This window comes from Pseudomonas tritici (assembly GCF_014268275.3).
GTDB classification, from domain to species: domain Bacteria; phylum Pseudomonadota; class Gammaproteobacteria; order Pseudomonadales; family Pseudomonadaceae; genus Aquipseudomonas; species Aquipseudomonas tritici.
On the sequence record NZ_CP077084.1, the window covers coordinates 5,877,051 to 5,895,321 of the forward strand.

17 protein-coding genes are annotated in these 18,271 nt (G+C 61.2%); 5 read left to right on the forward strand and 12 right to left on the reverse strand.

Annotated features, from left to right (window positions below; genetic code table 11):
- The first annotated feature begins 1 nt into the window (after window position 1).
- Genes pqqC through pqqE form a run of 3 tightly spaced genes read left to right on the forward strand, consistent with a single transcriptional unit; the run spans window position 2 to window position 2,149 of the window.
- Window positions 2–754 carry a pyrroloquinoline-quinone synthase PqqC gene (gene pqqC, locus HU722_RS27020; RefSeq protein WP_065871806.1) on the forward strand — a complete coding sequence of 251 codons (753 nt, stop codon included), beginning with the start codon at window positions 2–4 and terminating at the stop codon, window positions 752–754.
- Window positions 751–1,026, forward strand: coding sequence for a pyrroloquinoline quinone biosynthesis peptide chaperone PqqD (pqqD, locus tag HU722_RS27025; RefSeq protein ID WP_046069808.1), 276 nt, complete (start codon window positions 751–753; stop codon window positions 1,024–1,026). The genes pqqC and pqqD overlap by 4 nt, the downstream gene beginning before the upstream one ends.
- On the forward strand, window positions 1,019–2,149 hold the full coding sequence (gene pqqE / locus HU722_RS27030; protein ID WP_065871807.1) for a pyrroloquinoline quinone biosynthesis protein PqqE: 1,131 nt from the start codon (window positions 1,019–1,021) through the stop codon (window positions 2,147–2,149). The genes pqqD and pqqE overlap by 8 nt, the downstream gene beginning before the upstream one ends.
- A 5-nt stretch (window positions 2,150–2,154) precedes the next feature.
- On the opposite strand, the gene HU722_RS27035 is transcribed toward pqqE, so the two are convergent.
- Together HU722_RS27035 and HU722_RS27040 are read right to left on the reverse strand one after the other, a co-directional pair.
- A complete protein-coding gene (locus HU722_RS27035) occupies window positions 2,155–2,313 on the reverse strand; it encodes a YqaE/Pmp3 family membrane protein (protein WP_049711246.1) in 159 nt (52 codons plus the stop codon).
- A 184-nt stretch (window positions 2,314–2,497) separates the two neighbouring features.
- Entirely contained in the window at window positions 2,498–3,766 is a 1,269-nt protein-coding gene (locus tag HU722_RS27040; RefSeq protein ID WP_065871808.1) for an aspartate aminotransferase family protein, read from the reverse strand.
- A 209-nt stretch (window positions 3,767–3,975) separates the two neighbouring features.
- Here HU722_RS27040 and HU722_RS27045 point away from each other — a divergent pair, with 209 nt between their 5' ends.
- Window positions 3,976–4,875: a LysR family transcriptional regulator gene (locus HU722_RS27045; protein WP_065871809.1), complete on the forward strand. Its 900-nt coding sequence runs from the start codon at window positions 3,976–3,978 to the stop codon at window positions 4,873–4,875.
- Window positions 4,876–5,101: 226 nt separating this feature from the next.
- On the opposite strand, the gene HU722_RS27050 is transcribed toward HU722_RS27045, so the two are convergent.
- The 10 genes from HU722_RS27050 to bioB form a co-directional block, all read right to left on the reverse strand.
- Window positions 5,102–6,880 (reverse strand): acyl-CoA dehydrogenase C-terminal domain-containing protein, encoded by a 1,779-nt coding sequence (locus tag HU722_RS27050; RefSeq protein WP_065891376.1) that lies wholly within the window; start codon window positions 6,878–6,880, stop codon window positions 5,102–5,104.
- Between the two features lie 122 nt (window positions 6,881–7,002).
- A complete protein-coding gene (locus HU722_RS27055) occupies window positions 7,003–8,772 on the reverse strand; it encodes an acyl-CoA dehydrogenase C-terminal domain-containing protein (RefSeq protein ID WP_065891375.1) in 1,770 nt (589 codons plus the stop codon).
- A 90-nt stretch (window positions 8,773–8,862) separates the two neighbouring features.
- A complete protein-coding gene (locus tag HU722_RS27060; RefSeq protein ID WP_065891374.1) occupies window positions 8,863–10,149 on the reverse strand; it encodes a GGDEF domain-containing protein in 1,287 nt (428 codons plus the stop codon).
- Between the two features lie 207 nt (window positions 10,150–10,356).
- Window positions 10,357–12,162: a phenylacyl-CoA dehydrogenase gene (locus HU722_RS27065; protein WP_065871813.1), complete on the reverse strand. Its 1,806-nt coding sequence runs from the start codon at window positions 12,160–12,162 to the stop codon at window positions 10,357–10,359.
- Between the two features lie 352 nt (window positions 12,163–12,514).
- A complete protein-coding gene (locus HU722_RS27070) occupies window positions 12,515–12,796 on the reverse strand; it encodes a pyrroloquinoline quinone biosynthesis protein PqqE (protein ID WP_065871814.1) in 282 nt (93 codons plus the stop codon).
- A 106-nt stretch (window positions 12,797–12,902) separates the two neighbouring features.
- Window positions 12,903–13,583, reverse strand: coding sequence for a dethiobiotin synthase (gene bioD / locus HU722_RS27075; protein ID WP_065891373.1), 681 nt, complete (start codon window positions 13,581–13,583; stop codon window positions 12,903–12,905).
- Window positions 13,580–14,392 carry a malonyl-ACP O-methyltransferase BioC gene (gene bioC / locus HU722_RS27080; protein ID WP_065871816.1) on the reverse strand — a complete coding sequence of 271 codons (813 nt, stop codon included), beginning with the start codon at window positions 14,390–14,392 and terminating at the stop codon, window positions 13,580–13,582. Before bioC ends, bioD begins: the two co-directional genes overlap by 4 nt.
- Complete coding sequence (locus tag HU722_RS27085; protein WP_065871817.1) at window positions 14,385–15,116, reverse strand: alpha/beta fold hydrolase; 732 nt, start codon at window positions 15,114–15,116, stop codon at window positions 14,385–14,387. The genes bioC and HU722_RS27085 overlap by 8 nt, the downstream gene beginning before the upstream one ends.
- Before the next feature lie 18 nt (window positions 15,117–15,134).
- Entirely contained in the window at window positions 15,135–16,289 is a 1,155-nt protein-coding gene (gene bioF, locus HU722_RS27090; protein WP_186752967.1) for an 8-amino-7-oxononanoate synthase, read from the reverse strand.
- A gap of 75 nt (window positions 16,290–16,364) precedes the next feature.
- Window positions 16,365–17,420, reverse strand: coding sequence for a biotin synthase BioB (bioB, locus tag HU722_RS27095; protein ID WP_065871819.1), 1,056 nt, complete (start codon window positions 17,418–17,420; stop codon window positions 16,365–16,367).
- A gap of 92 nt (window positions 17,421–17,512) precedes the next feature.
- Between bioB and HU722_RS27100 the strand changes: the two genes are divergently transcribed.
- Window positions 17,513–18,250, forward strand: a complete 738-nt coding sequence (locus HU722_RS27100; protein WP_065871820.1) for a ComFC family protein — start codon at window positions 17,513–17,515, stop codon at window positions 18,248–18,250.
- The last annotated feature ends 21 nt before the right edge of the window (window positions 18,251–18,271 follow it).

Genomic DNA, 18,271 nt, shown 5'->3' on the forward strand with positions numbered 1-18,271 from the left:
TATGACTGACGCACCGCTAACGCCCGCCGAATTTGAAGCAGCCCTGCGCGCCAAGGGCGCCTTCTACCATATCCATCACCCGTACCACGTGGCGATGTATGAAGGGCGCGCCACTCGCGAGCAGATCCAAGGCTGGGTCGCCAACCGTTTCTACTATCAGGTGAACATCCCGCTGAAGGACGCCGCGATCCTGGCCAACTGCCCGGACCGTGAAATCCGTCGCGAGTGGATCCAGCGCCTGCTCGACCACGATGGCGCACCGGGTGAGGACGGCGGTATCGAAGCCTGGCTGCGCCTGGGCCAAGCAGTCGGCCTCGACCCGGACCAACTGCGCTCCCAGGAACTGGTGTTGCCCGGCGTGCGTTTTGCGGTGGATGCCTACGTCAACTTCGCCCGCCGTGCCAGTTGGCAGGAGGCCGCCAGCAGTTCATTGACTGAGCTGTTTGCGCCGCAGATCCACCAGTCGCGCCTCGACAGTTGGCCACAGCATTACCCGTGGATCGACCCTGCCGGTTATGAGTATTTCCGCACCCGCCTGGGCCAGGCCCGGCGCGACGTGGAGCACGGCTTGGCGATCACCCTGCAGCACTACACCACCCGTGAAGGCCAAGCGCGCATGCTGGAAATTCTCCAGTTCAAACTGGACATCCTGTGGAGCATGCTGGATGCCATGAGCATGGCCTATGAACTGAAACGCCCGCCGTATCACAGCGTCACCGAGCAGCGGGTGTGGCATAAAGGGATCGCCCTATGAGCTTTGATCGCAGCAAAAAACCCACCTGGCGCCAGGGCTATCGTTACCAGTACGAGCCTGCGCAAAAAGGCCATGTGCTGCTGTATCCCGAGGGCATGATCAAGCTCAACGACAGCGCCGCACTGATTGGTGGTTTGATCGACGGCGAGCGCGACGTGGCCGCGATCATCGCCGAGCTGGATAAACAATTCCCCGGCGTGCCCGAGCTCGGCGAAGACATTGAGCAATTCATGGAGGTCGCCCGTGCTGAGCACTGGATCACCCTTGCCTGAGAAGCCAGCCATCGGCCTGCCGCTGTGGCTGCTGGCTGAACTGACCTACCGCTGCCCGTTGCAGTGCCCGTACTGCTCCAACCCGCTGGATTTTGCCGAGCAGGGCAAGGAGCTGAGTACCGAGCAGTGGATCAAGGTGTTTCGTGAGGCTCGCGAGATGGGTGCCGCACAACTGGGGTTTTCCGGCGGTGAGCCGCTGGTGCGCCAGGACCTCGCCGAACTGATCGCCGAGGCGCGCAAGTTGGGTTTCTACACCAACCTGATCACTTCCGGCATCGGCTTGACCGAGCAGAAGATCAGCGATTTCAAGAAGGCTGGCCTGGACCATATCCAGATCAGTTTCCAGGCCAGCGACGAACAGGTGAACAACCTGCTGGCCGGCTCAAAAAAAGCTTTCGCGCAAAAATTGGAAATGGCCCGTGCGGTGAAAGCCCACGGCTACCCGATGGTGCTGAACTTCGTCACCCATCGGCACAATATCGACAAGATCGACCGCATCATCGAGTTGTGCATTGCGCTTGAAGCGGACTTTGTCGAACTCGCCACCTGCCAGTTCTACGGCTGGGCGCAGCTCAATCGTGTGGGGTTGCTGCCGACCCGGGAACAGCTGGTGCGCGCCGAACGCATCACCAATGAATACCGCGCCAAGCTGGAAGCCGAAGGCCACCCCTGCAAGCTGATCTTCGTCACCCCGGATTACTATGAGGAGCGCCCTAAAGCATGCATGAATGGCTGGGGCAGTATCTTTCTGACAGTCACGCCAGACGGCACCGCCCTACCCTGCCACGGCGCCCGACAGATGCCGGTGCAATTTCCCAATGTGCGTGACCACAGCATGCAGCACATCTGGTACGACTCGTTTGGCTTCAACCGCTTTCGCGGCTACGACTGGATGCCCGAGCCGTGCCGTTCCTGCGATGAAAAGGAAAAGGACTTTGGCGGATGCCGTTGCCAGGCCTTCATGCTCACGGGGGATGCGAGCAATGCCGACCCGGTGTGCAGCAAGTCTGATCAGCACGGCATCATCCTGCAGGCGCGGGAAGAAGCCGAACACGCCACCCAGACCATCGAGCAGCTGGCCTTTCGCAATGAGCGCAACTCACGGCTCATCGCAAAAGGCTGACGGCCTCAGCGCTTGGCGATGATGTACACCGCGTGGATAACGCCAGGGAAGTAACCGCACAGGGTCAGCAGGATGTTCAGCCAGAACGCGCCGCCGAGACCCACTTGCAGGAACACACCCAGTGGCGGCAGCAGAATGGCGATGATGATACGAATGATGTCCATGGGTAAGCTCCAAAAAATCGGCTCGTGCGAGCCGTGTAGCTAATCGACCTTGGGCGTTCGTGAGGGTTCAGTGGATTCTGGCGTTGAGCCATCTTGAAATGAAGAACCAAAAAAATGCCCCCAGCCAAAATAATCAGGCCGGAGGCGCCGCGTATGCCGCGAGACGGTTCAGGAAAATAGGGGGTTAAACGGCGATGCCCTTGCGGCATTGCAGTTGCGCGGTGCGCACGCGGGAGAAGGCGCGGGCCAGACGCAGGAGCATTTCGTCGATGTTGCTTTTGCTCACGGTTAAAGCAGGAGTGAATCGCAGGCAGTTGGGTTGTGGGGCGTTAAGGATCAGCCCTTCGTGCAGTGCTGCTTTTACGACAGCATCTGCGCAATCATCCGACAACATCAGCCCCCACATCAGGCCATCGCCGCGCAGTTGTCCATGGTCGTAGCGGTAGGCCAGGCGGGCGAGGCCTTCGCCGAGATAGACGCCGGACTCACGCACTTGCTCCAGAAAACCGTGTTGCAGCACCGTATCGAGCACCGCCAACCCCGCCGAGGCCATTAGCGCATTGCCATGATGGGTGCCTTCCAGCTCGCCCACTTCAAAACAGCACGCTTTGCCGCGTGCCAGCAGCGCTGCGAGGGGGACGCCGCCGCCCAGGCCTTTGCCAAGGGTGATGATGTCGGCGCGGACGCCGTATTGCTGTTCGGCGAGCAACGTGCCGCAGCGGCCAATGCCGGTTTGCACTTCGTCGAGAATCAGCAGGATCCCCAGTTCGCGACACAAACGTTCTACACCTTTGAGATAGTGCTCCGTCGCGGGAATCACCCCGGCTTCGCCCTGGATCGGCTCGAGCATGATCGCGACGGTTTGCGCGTCGACTGCGGCGTGCAGGGCTGGCAAGTCGTTGAAGGGGACATGGCTGAAGCCCGGCAACTGCGGTTCGAAACGGTTTTCTAAGGCACCCGCCGAGGCCGACATTGCCGCGAAGCTGCGACCGTGACAGGCACTGCTGGCGCTGATGATGCGGTAGGCACCGCCGCGATACAGCTGGCCCCACTTGCGCGCCAGTTTGATCGCGGCTTCGCAGGCTTCCGCACCACTGTTGAGCAGGTACGCCTGATCGCTGCCGGTGCGATGGCACAGGCGGTCGACGAGGTTGAGTTGGGCACGGTTGTGCAGGCCGTTGCCAGGGTTGATCAGTGTCTGAGTCTGGTCGGCCAGCGCTTTGATCAACACTTGCGGGCTGTGGCCGAGGCTGTTGGCGGCGCTGCCCTGGCTGAAATCCAGATAGGCACGGTCGTCGCTGTCCCACAACCAGGAGCCTTGGCCGCGCACAAATACTTGAGGCGGCCGGGCCACCGTGGGCATCAGAGCGGCGCTGGAAAGACTGTCGCGCGGGGCGTCGAGGATCAGGTCGTCCAGGCTCGGCACGGGGCGGCGCAGAGTGAACAGGTTCACAAGCCACCCCCTTTGGCAACCGGACCTTGGTCGGTACTCGCCGTGTAACCTGGTTGAAGATTGTTAGCCTTGCCTATGTAAACGCCATCAACATAAACACTGTTCATTGCCCGATCCGGCCCTGTAAGCCCTGCGAATAGGCGCTAGACTAGGCGGCTCGGGGGCCACCGGCCATTTCGTTTTTTCAGCTTTTTCGATAAGTAAGCCTTATGGATTTCAAGCAACTGCGTTATTTCGTCGCGGTGTATGAGGAAGGCCACGTAGGCCGTGCTGCGGAACGCCTGTCGATCTCCCAACCGGCACTGTCCCAGCAGATTCGCCAGTTGGAACAGAACCTCGATGTGAGCCTGTTCGAGCGCAGCAGCAAGCGGCTATTACCGACACTGGCGGCGCACACGCTGTACAACCATGCCCTGCCGCTGATTGATGGCTTGCAACAGGCGGTCGAGGCGTTGCGTAACTTCAAGGGCCAGGCAATGCGCACGTTGGCTATCGGTGTGCTGCAAACCGTGCACACCAGCCTGGTGCCGCAGATGCTCGAGCGCGTGCGCAAGGCCCAGCCGCACTTGGTGGTGCAGATCTACGAGTTGACCGGGATTGAAATTGAACGGCGCCTGCTCAACGGTTCGCTGGACATCGGTATCAGCTACCTGCCGCCCCGCCAGCCGGGGTTGCACGGCGTGTTGTTGTATGAAGACGAATTGAAGGTGGTCCTCCCGGAGGATCATCCCCTGCGGGAATTCAAGAAGGTTTCGCTGAAACAGGCGGCGGAGTTACCCATGTTGCTGCTGGGCGAGGAGTTCCAGGTGAGGCAGATCTGGCAGGGCCAACTGGCCAACCTCGGCCGTCGCCCGCAAGTGCAGGCCGAGCTCAATACCATGGTGGGGATTCTCGACAGCTTGCCTCACACAAAGCTTGCGACAGTACTGCCAGGGCGTTCCCAGGACGAACACAACAGCCAGTCGCTGTTGTGGAAACCCTTGAGTGAACCCAGGGTGCCGCTGAAAGTGGGCTTGGTGTGTCGCGACGTGCAACGTCAGCAAGCGACAATGGCGTTACTGCGCACCTTGCTGGAAGACGTGATGAATGCACCGCAGGCACCGGCATGACTTTTTCGCAGGCAAAAGAAAACCCCGCCGAAGCGGGGCTTTGCAGACTGTTTCCCTGACATCCATTTCACTCCGCCGTCCTGGCAGAATCCTACGTGTCCGTGTTGTTGCTTTGCGCTTCCTGCGCGACGTCCATGTGAAGTAGATTATCCGTGGATCCAATATGGCGATAGAGGACGAATAGCAGCACGTCATGTAAGAGAATGCTTACACGCCCTCCATTCCCTTAGAACAGGGCTTCATCCAGCAGAAACAGCGATTCGCTGCCGGCTTTTACCGACGCACTCAGCGAATGGATACGTGGCAACAGGCGCGCAAAGTAGAAGCGCGCAGTGCCCATCTTGCTGGCGTAGAAGTCTTCTTCAGACTCCTTGCCCAGCGCCGCCTTGGCCATGCGCGCCCACATATAGGCGTAGGCCATGTATCCAAATGCATGCAAATACTCAACGGACGCCGCGCCGATTTCATTCGGGTCTGTCTTGGCGCGATCCAGGACCCAGGCGGTCAGTTCATCCAGGTTATCCACCGCCGCGCTCAGCGGTGTGGTGAATTCAGCCAGCTCGGCACCGGCCGAGGCAATGAACGCGCGGATCTCATCGGCAAACAAGGTGTAGAACGCCCCGCCGCTGCCGACGATCTTGCGCCCCATCAGGTCCAGCGCCTGGATGCCGTTGGTGCCTTCGTAGATCTGGGTGATGCGCACATCGCGCACCAGTTGCTCCTGGCCCCACTCGCGAATGTAGCCGTGGCCGCCAAACACCTGCTGGCCGAACACCGTGGTTTCCAGGCCCAGGTCGCTCAAGAACGCCTTGGCCACTGGGGTCAGCAACGCCACCAGGTTATCCGCACGTTCGCGGGCCGCGGCATCGTCGCTGAACTTGGCGATATCTAGTTGCGTCGCCACGTAGGTGGAGAAGGCACGCCCGCCTTCATTCGCAGCCTTCATGGTCAGCAGCATGCGGCGCACGTCCGGGTGCACGATGATCGGGTCAGCCGCTTTGTCCTTGGCCTGCGCGCCGGTCGGCGCACGGCTTTGCAGGCGGTCACGCGCGTATTCAATGGCATTCTGGTAAGAGCGCTCGCCGGATGCCAGGCCCTGGATACCCACACCCAAACGCTCGTAGTTCATCATGGTGAACATCGCCGCCAGACCACGGTTCGGTTCGCCCACCAGAAAACCCACGGCTTCGTCGAAATTCATCACACAGGTCGCGGACGCCTGGATCCCCATCTTATGCTCGATCGAGCCACAGCTCACCGGGTTGCGTGCGCCCAGGCTGCCGTCGGCATTCACCATGAACTTCGGCACCAGGAACAGCGAAATGCCCTTGGGACCGGCCGGCGCATCCGGCAGTTTGGCCAGCACCAGGTGAATGATGTTGTCGGTGAGGTCGTGTTCGCCACCGGTGATAAAGATCTTGGTGCCGCTGACTTTGTAGGAACCGTCCGCCTGCGGCTCCGCCTTGGTACGGATCATCCCCAAGTCGGTACCGGCATGGGATTCGGTCAGGCACATGGAGCCTGCCCATTCACCGGAATACATCTTCGGCAGGTAGGCGGCCTTGAGTGCTTCGCCGGCGTGCGTGGCAATCGACACGCAGGCGCCGGAGGTCAGCATCGGGTACAAACCGAATGCCAGGCTTGACGAGTTGATCATCTCTTCGACCTGGGCTGACACGGCCTTGGGCATGCCCATGCCACCGAAGGCAGGGTCGCCGCCTACGCCAACCCAACCGCCTTCGGCGTAGGTTTTGTAGGCCTGCGGGAAACCGTCCGGCGTAAACACCGCGGTGTTGTCCCAGCGGCAACCTTGTTCATCGCCACCGCGGCTGAGCGGGGCGATGGATTTGGCGGTGACCTTGCCGGCTTCTTCGAGGATGGCCTCCACGGTTTCGGCGTCAACGGTGTCTGCCAATGCCGGCAATTGGGCCCACGTGTCGGCGACCTCAAAGACTTCGTTGAGGACGAAGCGCATATCACGCAGCGGCGCTTTGTAATCAGCCATGGCAAACCTCGTAAGAACGTGAAAAGTGATTCGGTAGGATCGGTTTTACAGGCTCCGAGTGTACCCGAACAACTTTTCAGACACATAGGGTCCACTTGTGACTGATAGGTATTTTTAAGTCATCACAGCGCAAATGCCTCCGCAGGCAGACTCATCAGGCATTCGCTGCCCGCCTCCACCGCCGCGCGGTGCGTGGCAGTACGCGGCAGCAGGCGCTTGAAGTAGAAGTCGCAAGTGGCCAGCTTGGCCTTGGCGAAATCAGCGTCTTGCTGGTCAAGGGCAGCAATCGCCATGCGCAGCCACAGGTAAGCGAGCACCACGTAGCCGCTGTACATCAAGTAATCCACTGCCGCCGCACCGACTTCATCGGGGTTCTTCATCGCGGCCATACCGACCTGGGTGGTCAGTTCGCCCCATTCCCCGTTCAGTTGATTGAGCTGCGCTACATAGGCCCTGAGTTGCGGATGCTCGGCATGCGCGGCGCAGAACTTGTGCACGATTTTGGTAAACCCGCGCAGCAACTTGCCCTGGCTGCCCAGCACCTTGCGCCCCAGCAAGTCGAGGGCCTGGATGCCGTTGGTGCCTTCATAGATCGGCGCAATCCGCGCATCGCGGGCCAGTTGCTCCATGCCCCATTCGCGGATGTAACCGTGGCCGCCGAAGACCTGCATGCCGTGGTTGGTCACCTCCAACCCGGTATCGGTCATAAAGGCTTTGCAGATGGGCGTGAGGAACGCCAACAGGTCTTCGGCGTCCTGGCGCTGGGCGGCGTCGCTGCTCAGGTGTGCGGTGTCGAGCAATTGCGCGGTGAAGTAGGTCAGCGCGCGGTTGCCTTCGTTGAAGGCTTTCATGGTCAGCAACATGCGGCGCACATCGGGGTGCACGATGATAGGGTCGGCGGCTTTTTCCGGAGCCTTGGCGCCGGTCAGCGAGCGCATTTGCAAGCGATCGTTGGCGTACTTGATCGCCCCCTGGAAGCTTGCCTCGCCATTGCACAGGCCCTGCATGCCGGTGCCCAGGCGCGCATGGTTCATCATGGTGAACATGCAGTTGAGGCCTTTGTTCGCCTCGCCGATCAGGAAACCTCTGGCACCGTCGAAATTCAGCACACAGGTGGCCGAGGCCTTGATGCCCATCTTGTGTTCGATGGAGCCGCAGTGCACCGCGTTGCGCTCGCCGGAATCGGCATGGAACTTGGGCACGATAAACAGCGAGATGCCCTTGGTGCCCGCCGGCGCATCCGGCAGCTTGGCCAGCACCAAGTGGATAATGTTGGCACTCATGTCGTGTTCGCCGGCCGAGATGAAGATCTTGCTGCCGGTAACCGCATAGCTACCGTCCGCCTGGGGCACGGCGCGAGTCTTGATCAGGCCCAGGTCGGTGCCGCAGTGGGCTTCGGTGAGGCACATGGTGCCGGTCCATTCGCCGGCGGTGAGTTTGTTCAGGAACGTATCTTTTTGCTCGGCGGTGCCATGGGCATGGATCGCCGACATTGCGCCGTGGGTCAGCCCTGGGTACATGCCCCAGGAGGTGTTGCTGGAGCCGATCATTTCGCTGAGCACCAGGCCCAGCGACTGCGGCAAGCCTTGGCCGCCAAACGCCGGGTCCGCCGCCACACCGTGCCAGCCACCTTCCACGTACTGGGCGAAGGCTTCCTTGAAGCCCTTCGGCGTGGTGACGACGCCATTGTCGAAATGGCAGCCTTCTTCATCACCGCTGCGGTTGAGCGGCGACAGCACGTTCTCGCAAAATTTGGCGCCTTCTTCGAGGATCGCATTGACCATGTCCGGGCTGGCGTCGGTTGCTCCCAACGCGGCGTAGTGGCCGTGGAAATCAAATACGTTGTCAATCAGAAAGCGCATGTCGCGCAGGGGAGCTTTGTAGTCAGGCATGGCGATGTCTCCGGCAGCAGATGGTTTAAACCTACTGCCGGCCACGGCCCTCGACAATCACTGTAGGGCTGCTGAATACAGCACCATCACTCAACCGGCAGCGCTTTCCCGCACCGCGCCACGGCGGGTCTGGCCAGCCGCGACCACACAGTTACGCCCGGCGCCCTTGGCAGCGTACAGCGCCTGGTCGGCAGACTTGAGGACTTCCTCCGGTGTGCGCTGCTCAGCCTGGCGTTCGGCCACGCCGATACTGATGGTCACCGAAACACTCGAGGCGCCACTGCCCGCCCGCCGCTGACGGCCTTGGTGGTCGTCTTGAGGGCGGTCCAGGTTGCGTAATTTGATAGCGTAATCGGCGATGATTACGCGGATTTCTTCCAGGTGCGGCAAGCATTCCTCCACCGTCTTGCCGGCGAACACCACGGCAAACTCTTCACCGCCATACCGGTAGGCGCGCCCGCCGCCGTTGACCTTGGACAGCTTGCTTGCCACCAGGCGCAGCACCTGGTCGCCGACGTCATGGCCATGGGTGTCGTTGAAGCGCTTGAAGTGGTCGACGTCACTCATCGCCAGCACATAGTTGCGCCCCAATCGCTGCATACGCTCGTTCAGCGCACGTCGTCCCGGCAAGCCGGTCAGCTCATCGCGGAAGGCCATTTGATAGGCCTCGTGGGCGACGCCAGCGGCGATCATCAGCATCACCTGGCTGCACATGATATTCAGGGTGAACGGCAGGATGAACGTCTGCGGCAACATCCAGAACAACCCCAGCAAACCCACCAGTTGCGCGGCGTGCAGCGGGCGCGGCTGGTACCAGTACTGTGCGGCCAGGGTCAGGAAGCCGATCAGGAACATCGGATACGACAATTGGATCAGGCTCATCCAGGCGCCATGCAGCACGGGCCAGCGAATCTCCGCCAGCCAGTTCAGCACCGCCACGGGGAAACTCTGCTCGAGTGCCAGCGCCACACTGCCTATCGCCAGCAACACAGCGCCACGGGCGACGAAATCACGGAACAGGTGGGTCTTCTCCTGCCACAGCGCGTAAATGCTGAACAACAACGGCAGCAACAAGCAGCACAGGTGAAACACCACGGCCGCGTCTTCGCGCACGCGGCCGTGGTCGCGGTAGAAGTCGGTCTGGGTATCGAGCAGGAAGTAGGCGATATACACCGTGATCATCAGGAACAGTTCACGCTGACGGCGGTACACCGCGCAGTACGAACCGCCGAGCAACAGCACCAAGGTCGGCAACACATTGAACAGTGACGTGAAGAAAACGCTGAGGTCTTTGATATATGCAGCCGAGAGCCCGGCCAGCAACAGCAGTAACGAAGGGAGGAAATGACTGAAACTGACAGCGGACACGCGCGACAAGGGTAAAACTCCGACCCGCAAAAAATAATGGCAATGTGCCTCTACCCGGACAGTTAAGCACAACCCGTCGTGCATGTATCACATTGCCATCACTGTAACGGCAGCCGGCAGCAATCCCTGAGTGCTGTGCTGCGGTTTTTTATCGCGCACAAAAAAGCCGCTGCTCCTGTCACGGAGCAGCGGCTGTGGAAGTGAACCCGGTGAGGCTTAGTAAGCCAGGCCGAAGTCTTCTTCTTTCATGTCCATCAGGTTGTTGGCGCCCGACAGCATGGTGGCTTTATGGGTCTGGGTACGCGGCAGGATTCGCTGGAAGTAGAAGCGCGCGGTCTGCAGCTTGGCGGTGTAGAACGCCTCTTCGGTGGTGCCGGCAGCCAGTTTTTCGGCAGCCAGGCGCGCCATGTCGGCCCAGAAGTAAGCCAGGCACGCATAACCGGAGTACATCAGGTAGTCCACCGAGGCAGCACCCACTTCTTCACGGTCTTTCATCGCGGCCATGCCAACCTTCATGGTCAACTCGCCCCACTCTTTGTTCAGCGCGGCCAGCGGAGTAACAAACTCCTGAACGGCCTCGTTGCCTTCGTTGGCCTGGCAGAACTTATGCACGATCTTGGTGAAGCCCTTGAGCGCTTCGCCCTGGGTCATCAGCACTTTACGGCCGAGCAGGTCCAGCGCCTGGATACCGGTGGTGCCTTCGTACAGCATCGAAATGCGGCTGTCGCGAACGTTCTGCTCCATGCCCCACTCGGCGATGAAGCCGTGGCCGCCGTAGATCTGTACGCCGTGGTTGGCAGACTCAAAACCGACTTCGGTCATGAACGCCTTGGCGATCGGGGTCATGAAGGCCAGCAGGCCGTCAGCCTGTTTCTTGGCTTCGTCGTCGGTGCCGTATTTGACGATGTCCACTTGCTTGGCGGTGAAGTACACCATCGCACGGTTGCCTTCGGCGAAGGCTTTCATGGTCAGCAGCATGCGGCGCACGTCTGGGTGCACGATGATCGGGTCAGCGGCCTTTTCCGGCGCTTTCGGGCCAGTCAGCGAGCGCATTTGCAGACGGTCGCGGGCGTATTTCAGGCCGCCCTGGAAGCCGATCTCGGCGTGGGCCAGGCCTTGCAGCGCGGTGCCCAGGCGAGCGGTGTTCATAAAGGTGAACATGCAGTTCAGACCTTTATTCGCCGGGCCGATCAGGAAACCGGTGGCCGCGTCAAAGTTCATCACGCAGGTGGCGTTGCCGTGGATACCCATCTTGTGTTCCAGGGAGCCACAGGTCACTGCGTTGCGCTCACCCACCGAACCATCGGCGTTTGGCATGAATTTCGGCACGATGAACAGCGAGATGCCTTTGGTGCCAGCCGGTGCGTCCGGCAGGCGGGCCAGTACGATGTGGACGATGTTGTCGGCCATGTCGTGTTCACCGGCCGAGATGAAGATCTTGGTGCCGGAGACTTTGTAGGAACCGTCAGCCTGAGGCTCGGCCTTGGTGCGCAGCATGCCCAGGTCGGTGCCGCAGTGTGGCTCGGTCAGGCACATGGTGCCGGTCCATTCACCCGACACCAGTTTGGTCAGGTAGGCCTCTTGCTGCTCAGGGGTGCCGTGCTCGGAAATGGTGTTCATCGCACCGTGGGATAGGCCCGGGTACATGCCCCACGACCAGTTGGCTTCGCCAACCATTTCGCTGACTGCCAGGCCCAGGGACTCCGGCAGGCCTTGGCCACCGTGCTCCACGTCGTGGGCCAGGCTTGGCCAGCCGCCTTCAACGAATTGTTTGTAGGCTTCTTTGAAACCAGCAGGGGTCTTAACGCCTGACTCACTCCAGGTGCACCCTTCGATGTCGCCCACGCGGTTCAGCGGTGCCAGCACTTGCTCACAGAACTTGGCGCCTTCTTCAAGGATGGCGTCAACCATGTCCGGGGTAGCGTCCTGGCAAGCCGGCAGGCTCTGATAGTGCGCTTCATAGCCGAGCAGTTCGTCACGAACGAAGCGAATATCACGCAAGGGGGCCTTGTAGTCAGGCATAGCGATAAACCTCTGCTGATGTATCTGGAATGAACAACCGCGTGGATGTGTTGTGGCGGTCAAACAGGTGTTTGAAACATACGTTTACCACCTAGGGATGTCAAGCGTCGTCCGGATGCCGTTTGTCATGACGTGGGTCAATGGCGCGCACGGCAACGCTTGCGGCAAGACGCCACATGATTAGAAGAGAGTAGAAGTTCAAAAGGAGAACGCAGGGCAAATGTGGGAGCTGGCTTGCCTGCGATACAGGCGCCGCGGTGTATCAGGATAACTGGGTAGATGCTATCGCAGCGATGCGGCGACCCGACAAGCCAGCTCCCACATAAGAGCCGGCATACCTTGCTAGAGGGAGTTAAGCGTAGGTATCGATCAACGTGCCGAGCATTTCATCCGAAGCCTTGGCGACTTTTACGCCGAGCTCGACTTGGAACTTGCCTTGGGCCATCTCCACCATGTTGCTGGCCGAGTTGGACGGCTGGGCGCGGTCGTTGGCTTGCAGACGGTCGCTTTGCGCATCCGATGGCTGGGTCGTCGCGGCGCTGGCAATCTTGCCCGCAGCCTGGTCGACACGGTTCTGCCCGGCCTGAATAGTGCTCAGCCCCGAGTAAAACGCGCTGCTTCCAGAGATTTCCATGGCGTAAGCCTGCCTTTAGAGAATCGTGAGCGGTGATTGAAGCAGAGTTGCCCACAAAACGCCCGACAAAAACCCTAATGGCATAATGCCTTAGCGATAGCCAAAATCAGTCAAGCAGGTCTAATTGCAGGTACTCCGCCACCGCTTCAGCACCCGCATGCTTAAGTTTCGGCACACGGCCCAGGCATGGCGCAGGCAACCGCTCTGCCAGGGTGGCGAGGTTTTCTTCCAGACGGGAGGTCTTGGGGTCGATGATATTCGCCACCCACCCGGCCAACTGCAAACCGTCTCGCGCGATGGCTTCGGCGGTAAGCAAGGCATGGCTGATGCACCCTAGCCGCACGCCCACCACCAGGATCACGGGCAGTTTGAGCGCCATGGCCAAGTCCGACAAATTCGCCTGATCGGCCAATGGCACACGCCATCCGCCGGCGCCTTCGATCAGGGTGAAATCCGCTTGCCTGGCCAGAACCTGCTGCATAGGTTTGAGCAAAGAGTGAACGGTGAGCGAGACACCCGCCTCCCGCGCCGCCAGATGGGGCGCGATGGCCGGCTCGAATGCCACCGGGTTGACCTCGGCATAACTCAGGGGCAATGAGCATTCGGCCAACAGTGCCAATGCATCGGCGTTGCGCAAGCCTTTGGGGGTGACCTGGCAGCCGGAGGCTACCGGTTTGCCGGCGGCGGTGCTTCTGCCGGCTTGTCGGGCTGCATGGAGCAGGCCTGCAGCGATGGTGGTCTTGCCGACATCGGTGTCGGTGCCGGTGATGAAGTAAGCGGCGGTCATAGCGGTTTCTCCAGTACGGCATACACCACTTGGTAAGTCGCCGGCAGGCCCTGGGCCTGACGGAACTGCTCATAAGCTTGCACCAGTGCAACAATCCGCGCACGCCCCGTCAAGCCTCCCGGCCGGCCGGGGTTGAGGTTGTGCGCGCCCAACGCTTTCAGCTCGTGGGTCAGGCTGCGTACGTCCGGGTAGTGCAACACATGGGGGCGGCGCTCCAGGCTCACTACTCGCAGGCCACTGGCCGCGCACCGCTGCTGATAAGCCTCGAAGGTGCGAAAGCGGTTGACGTGGACCAAGCCATCCGCGGCGCGCCAGCTTTCGCGCAGTTCTTCCAGGGTGCCCACGCAAAGACTGGCAAACGCCAACACCCCCCCCGGTCGCAGCACACGATAGGCCTCACTGAGCACCGCCTCGAAGTTCGCGCACCATTGCACCGCCAGACTGGAGAAGATCAGCCCGCAACTGGCGTCTTGCAGCGGTAAACGCTCGGCGTCCCCCGCAATGAAATGTCCGGCGCCACCCAACGGCCGCGCGTGCTTGAGCATGCCTTCGGCGATATCCAGCGCCACGCCTTGGCTGGCGGGCAACCGTTCACTCAACACACGGCTGAAATAACCGGTGCCGCAGCCCATGTCCAGCCAGCGTTGAGGCGCAATGCCTGCTGGCAGACGCGTCAGCAATTGGCTGCCCACCGCCCGCTGCAACTCGGCAACGCTATCGTAACTGGCCGCCGCACGGGAAAAGGAGGCCGCCACCTGGCGCTTGTTCGGCAAGCCACCCGGCAACGGGGCGTGGGATAAATCAGTCATCGACGCACTCATGCAAAAAGGCCTGGATGGCCCCCGCTACACCGTGGGGGTCTTCCAGAAGAAAAGCGTGGCCGGCCTGTTCAATCAGGCCGATTTCAACATCGGGGAGCAGGGCCAGCAGGGCGCTGGCGGCTTCGGCCGGTACCAGTTCATCCATACCGGCAAACAGGTGCAACTGCGGGCCACGGAAAGCCAGCAAAGCGTCGCGCGTATCGAGTTGGGCGAGCAACTCAAGCCCGGGCATCAACACACTCGAAGGCGTGTTCGGCGCACCACTGACCAGCAGGCGCGACAGCCCGCGTGGATCTTCCGCGCCCTTTGCGCACAACAGGCCGAAGCGTTTGAGGGTGACTTGGGAGTCGGCATGGCAGCCGGCGAGGAAGGCGTCAAAGGTCTCGGCGGGCATCGCGCTCGGCCAGCCGTCATGGGCAACGAAACAGGGGTTGCTGGCCAGGGTCAGCAGGCCGCAGCAGCGCTCTGCGCGTCGCGCCGCCAGCTCCGAAGCCAGCATGCCACCCAGCGACCAACCGCCCAGCCAGGCGTTGTCCGGCAGCGTGGCGTCGAGTTCGTCGAGCCATTCATTCAGGTCACTGGCGTCCAGCGCCGGCAACGGCTCGATCTGCACCCGCAGGTGCTCGTCCAGGCCTTGCAAGGCGGCGGCCAAAGGCTCCAGCGGCGATACGCCAAGGCCCCAGCCGGGCAGTAATATCAGTCGATCACGCATGGCTGGGCTCCGAGGCGCCTAACAAGTGGAAACACTCTCCAATGCATTTAACAATAGCCGCACCTGCGCCTCGCTGTGGCCTGCCGTCAAAGTCACGCGCAAACGCGCGCTGCCGGCCGGCACGGTAGGTGGGCGGATCGCGGTCACCATCAAGCCGCGTTCGCGCAGCATGTGCGACAGGCGCATGGCTTTGGCACTGTCGCCAATCAGGATCGGCTGGATCGGCGTAAAGCTGTCCATCAAGTCCAGGCCGAGCTGCTCCGCGCCCTGGCGGAACTGGCGAATGAGGTTGTTGAGGTGCTCGCGCCGCCAGTGCTCGGTACGCAACAGCTCCAGGCTTTTCAAGGTGGCGCAGGCCAGGGCGGGCGGTTGGCTGGTGGTGTAGATGTAGGGCCGGGCGAATTGGATCAGGCTTTCGATCAGTTCTTCGCTGCCAGCCACAAAGGCCCCCGCCGTACCGAAGGCCTTGCCGAGGGTGCCGACCAGCACCGGCACGTCGTCCTGGCTGAGGCCGAAATGCTCGGCGATCCCGCCGCCGTGGGCGCCCAAAGGGCCGAAACCGTGGGCGTCGTCCACCATCAGCCAGGCGCCTTTGGCCTTGGTTGCACGGGCCAGCGCGGGCAAATCCGCTAGGTCGCCGTCCATGCTGAACACACCGTCGGTGACCACCAGCGTATTACCGGTCGCCTTCTCCAGGCGCTTGGCCAGGCTGTCAGCGTCGTTGTGCAGGTAGCGATTGAAGCGCGCACCGGACAGCAGGCCCGCATCCAGCAACGATGCATGGTTGAGCCGGTCTTCCAGCACCGTGTCGCCCTGCCCCACCAACGCCGTGACCGCACCGAGGTTGGCCATGTAGCCGGTGGTAAACAGCAAGGCGCGTGGGCGACCGGTCAGGTCCGCCAGGGCTTCTTCCAGTTCATGGTGCGGCGTGGCATGCCCGACCACCAAGTGCGAAGCGCCACCGCCGACACCCCAACGGGATGCACCGGCGCGCCAGGCTTCGATCACCTGCGGGTGATTGGCCAGGCCCAGGTAATCGTTATTGCAGAACGCCAACAACGGCTGGCCGTCCACCACCACTTCCGGGCCTTGGGGGCTACCCAGCAGCGGGCGTTGGCGATAGAGGTGTTCGGCACGGCGGGCAGCGAGGCGCGCGGCGAGATCGAAAGACATGCAGGCCTCGGATATATCTGGATGAACACAGTTTCAATGTGGGAGCTGGCTTGCATTCCAATAGAGAGATAGGCGTCAAACCACCGCGTTATAGAACTGCTCGCTGCTCTTCTGCTCCACCAACGCCTGCTCGATCGCGGCCTGATGCACCTCATCCGCGTGCTCTTCCCGCGCTTCCGGCAGGATGCCCAGGCGCGAGAACAGTTGCATGTCCTTGTCAGCCTGTGGGTTAGCGGTGGTCAGCAATTTGTCGCCGTAGAAGATCGAGTTGGCCCCGGCAAAAAACGCCAACGCCTGCATCTGCTCGTTCATCGCCTCACGGCCGGCCGACAGGCGCACGTGGGATTGCGGCATCAGGATGCGCGCCACGGCCAGCATGCGGATGAAGTCGAACGGGTCGATATCCTCGGCATTTTCCAGCGGCGTACCGGCGACCTTCACCAGCATGTTGATCGGCACCGACTCAGGATGCTCCGGCAGGTTGGCCAGTTGGATCAGCAAGTTGGCGCGGTCGTCGAGGGACTCGCCCATGCCAAGGATGCCACCGGAGCAGATCTTCATCCCCGAGTCACGCACATAGGCCAGGGTTTGCAGGCGCTCGCCATAGGTGCGGGTAGTGATAATGCTGCCGTAGAACTCCGGCGAGGTATCGAGGTTGTGGTTGTAGTAGTCGAGGCCAGCCTGGGCCAGGGCCTCGGTCTGGTCCTGGTCCAAGCGGCCGAGGGTCATGCAGGTTTCCAGGCCCATGGCCTTCACGCCTTTGACCATCTGCAGCACGTAGGGCATGTCTTTGGCCGACGGGTGTTTCCAGGCGGCGCCCATGCAGAAACGCGTCGAGCCGATGGCTTTGGCGCGAGCGGCCTCTTCCAGCACCTTCTGCACTTCCATCAGCTTTTCTTTTTCGAGGCCCGTGTTGTAGTGGCCCGACTGCGGACAATATTTGCAATCTTCCGGGCAGGCACCGGTTTTGATCGAGAGCAGCGTCGACACTTGCACACGGTTGGCGTCGAAATGCGCGCGGTGCACGGTCTGCGCCTGGAACAGCAGGTCATTGAACGGCTGCACGAACAGCGCTTTGACTTCGGCGAGGGACCAATCGTGACGCAAAGTGGCGGTGGTGCTGGCGCTCATGGGCGATTCCTTGATTATGCTTTGGCAAACGCTGTGGGAAGGGCAATACCCACAGGTACGACACGGATGCTCGGCATATTTAAGGAAGATTCATGCACTGTCAACCAGAGTACAAACACCAGGTTTACATCTGGTTAAAAACCGTACAAATCTGTTTAATCTGCGATGAAGCGACGGAATCAACCCATTGTGTGTGCAACGTCTGCGAAACCGAGCTGCCCTGGCTGCTGGAGCACTGCGACGTGTGCGCCCTGCCGCTACCGATGGAGGGTTTAATATGCGGCCAGTGCCAGAAACAACCACCGGCCTTTAAACAGGTGATCGCCCCCTGGTCCTACAGCTTTCCCATCGACAGCCTGATCAGCCGCTTCAAACACCAGGCGCGCTGGCCCTTCGGGCAGATGCTTGCACGACTATTGGCGCAACACCTGCAACACCGCCTGGACAACACTGAACTCACACGCCCGGATTGTTTGCTGCCGGTGCCCATGGCGCGCAAACGCCTGCGCGAGCGCGGCTATAACCAGGCCTTGATGCTGACGCGTTGGCTCAGCAGCGACCTGAACCTCCCCCACGATGAACATCTGTTGTTACGCCCTCATGATACGGTCGCCCAGCAAGCCCTCGACGCCAAGACCCGTAAACGCAACCTGCTCGGCGCCTTTGCCCTGGCACCCGGCGCCCAGGTGCAAGGCCGGCACTTTGCCTTGGTGGACGACGTACTCACCACCGGCGCCACCGCCCACAGCCTGGCGCAGCTGTTGATGAATGCCGGCGCGCGCCAGGTCGATGTGTACTGCCTGGCGCGCACGCCCAAACCAGGCAGTTGACTTGACTCCAGCCAACCTTGC

Bases quoted from the DNA above. Each gene is read 5' to 3' on its own strand.
- HU722_RS27055 (WP_065891375.1), bottom strand. From the start codon at position 8,772: ATGCCTGACTACAAAGCTCCCCTGCGCGACATGCGCTTTCTGATTGAC.
- bioD (WP_065891373.1), bottom strand. From the start codon at position 13,583: ATGACCGCCGCTTACTTCATCACCGGCACCGACACCGATGTCGGCAAG.
- HU722_RS27050 (WP_065891376.1), bottom strand. From the start codon at position 6,880: ATGGCTGATTACAAAGCGCCGCTGCGTGATATGCGCTTCGTCCTCAAC.
- bioC (WP_065871816.1), bottom strand. From the start codon at position 14,392: ATGACTGATTTATCCCACGCCCCGTTGCCGGGTGGCTTGCCGAACAAG.
- HU722_RS27070 (WP_065871814.1), bottom strand. From the start codon at position 12,796: ATGGAAATCTCTGGAAGCAGCGCGTTTTACTCGGGGCTGAGCACTATT.
- pqqD (WP_046069808.1), top strand. From the start codon at position 751: ATGAGCTTTGATCGCAGCAAAAAACCCACCTGGCGCCAGGGCTATCGT.
- HU722_RS27100 (WP_065871820.1), top strand. From the start codon at position 17,513: ATGCACTGTCAACCAGAGTACAAACACCAGGTTTACATCTGGTTAAAA.
- HU722_RS27065 (WP_065871813.1), bottom strand. From the start codon at position 12,162: ATGCCTGACTACAAGGCCCCCTTGCGTGATATTCGCTTCGTTCGTGAC.
- bioF (WP_186752967.1), bottom strand. From the start codon at position 16,289: ATGTCTTTCGATCTCGCCGCGCGCCTCGCTGCCCGCCGTGCCGAACAC.
- HU722_RS27085 (WP_065871817.1), bottom strand. From the start codon at position 15,116: ATGCGTGATCGACTGATATTACTGCCCGGCTGGGGCCTTGGCGTATCG.
- HU722_RS27035 (WP_049711246.1), bottom strand. From the start codon at position 2,313: ATGGACATCATTCGTATCATCATCGCCATTCTGCTGCCGCCACTGGGT.
- HU722_RS27045 (WP_065871809.1), top strand. From the start codon at position 3,976: ATGGATTTCAAGCAACTGCGTTATTTCGTCGCGGTGTATGAGGAAGGC.
- pqqC (WP_065871806.1), top strand. From the start codon at position 2: ATGACTGACGCACCGCTAACGCCCGCCGAATTTGAAGCAGCCCTGCGC.
- bioB (WP_065871819.1), bottom strand. From the start codon at position 17,420: ATGAGCGCCAGCACCACCGCCACTTTGCGTCACGATTGGTCCCTCGCC.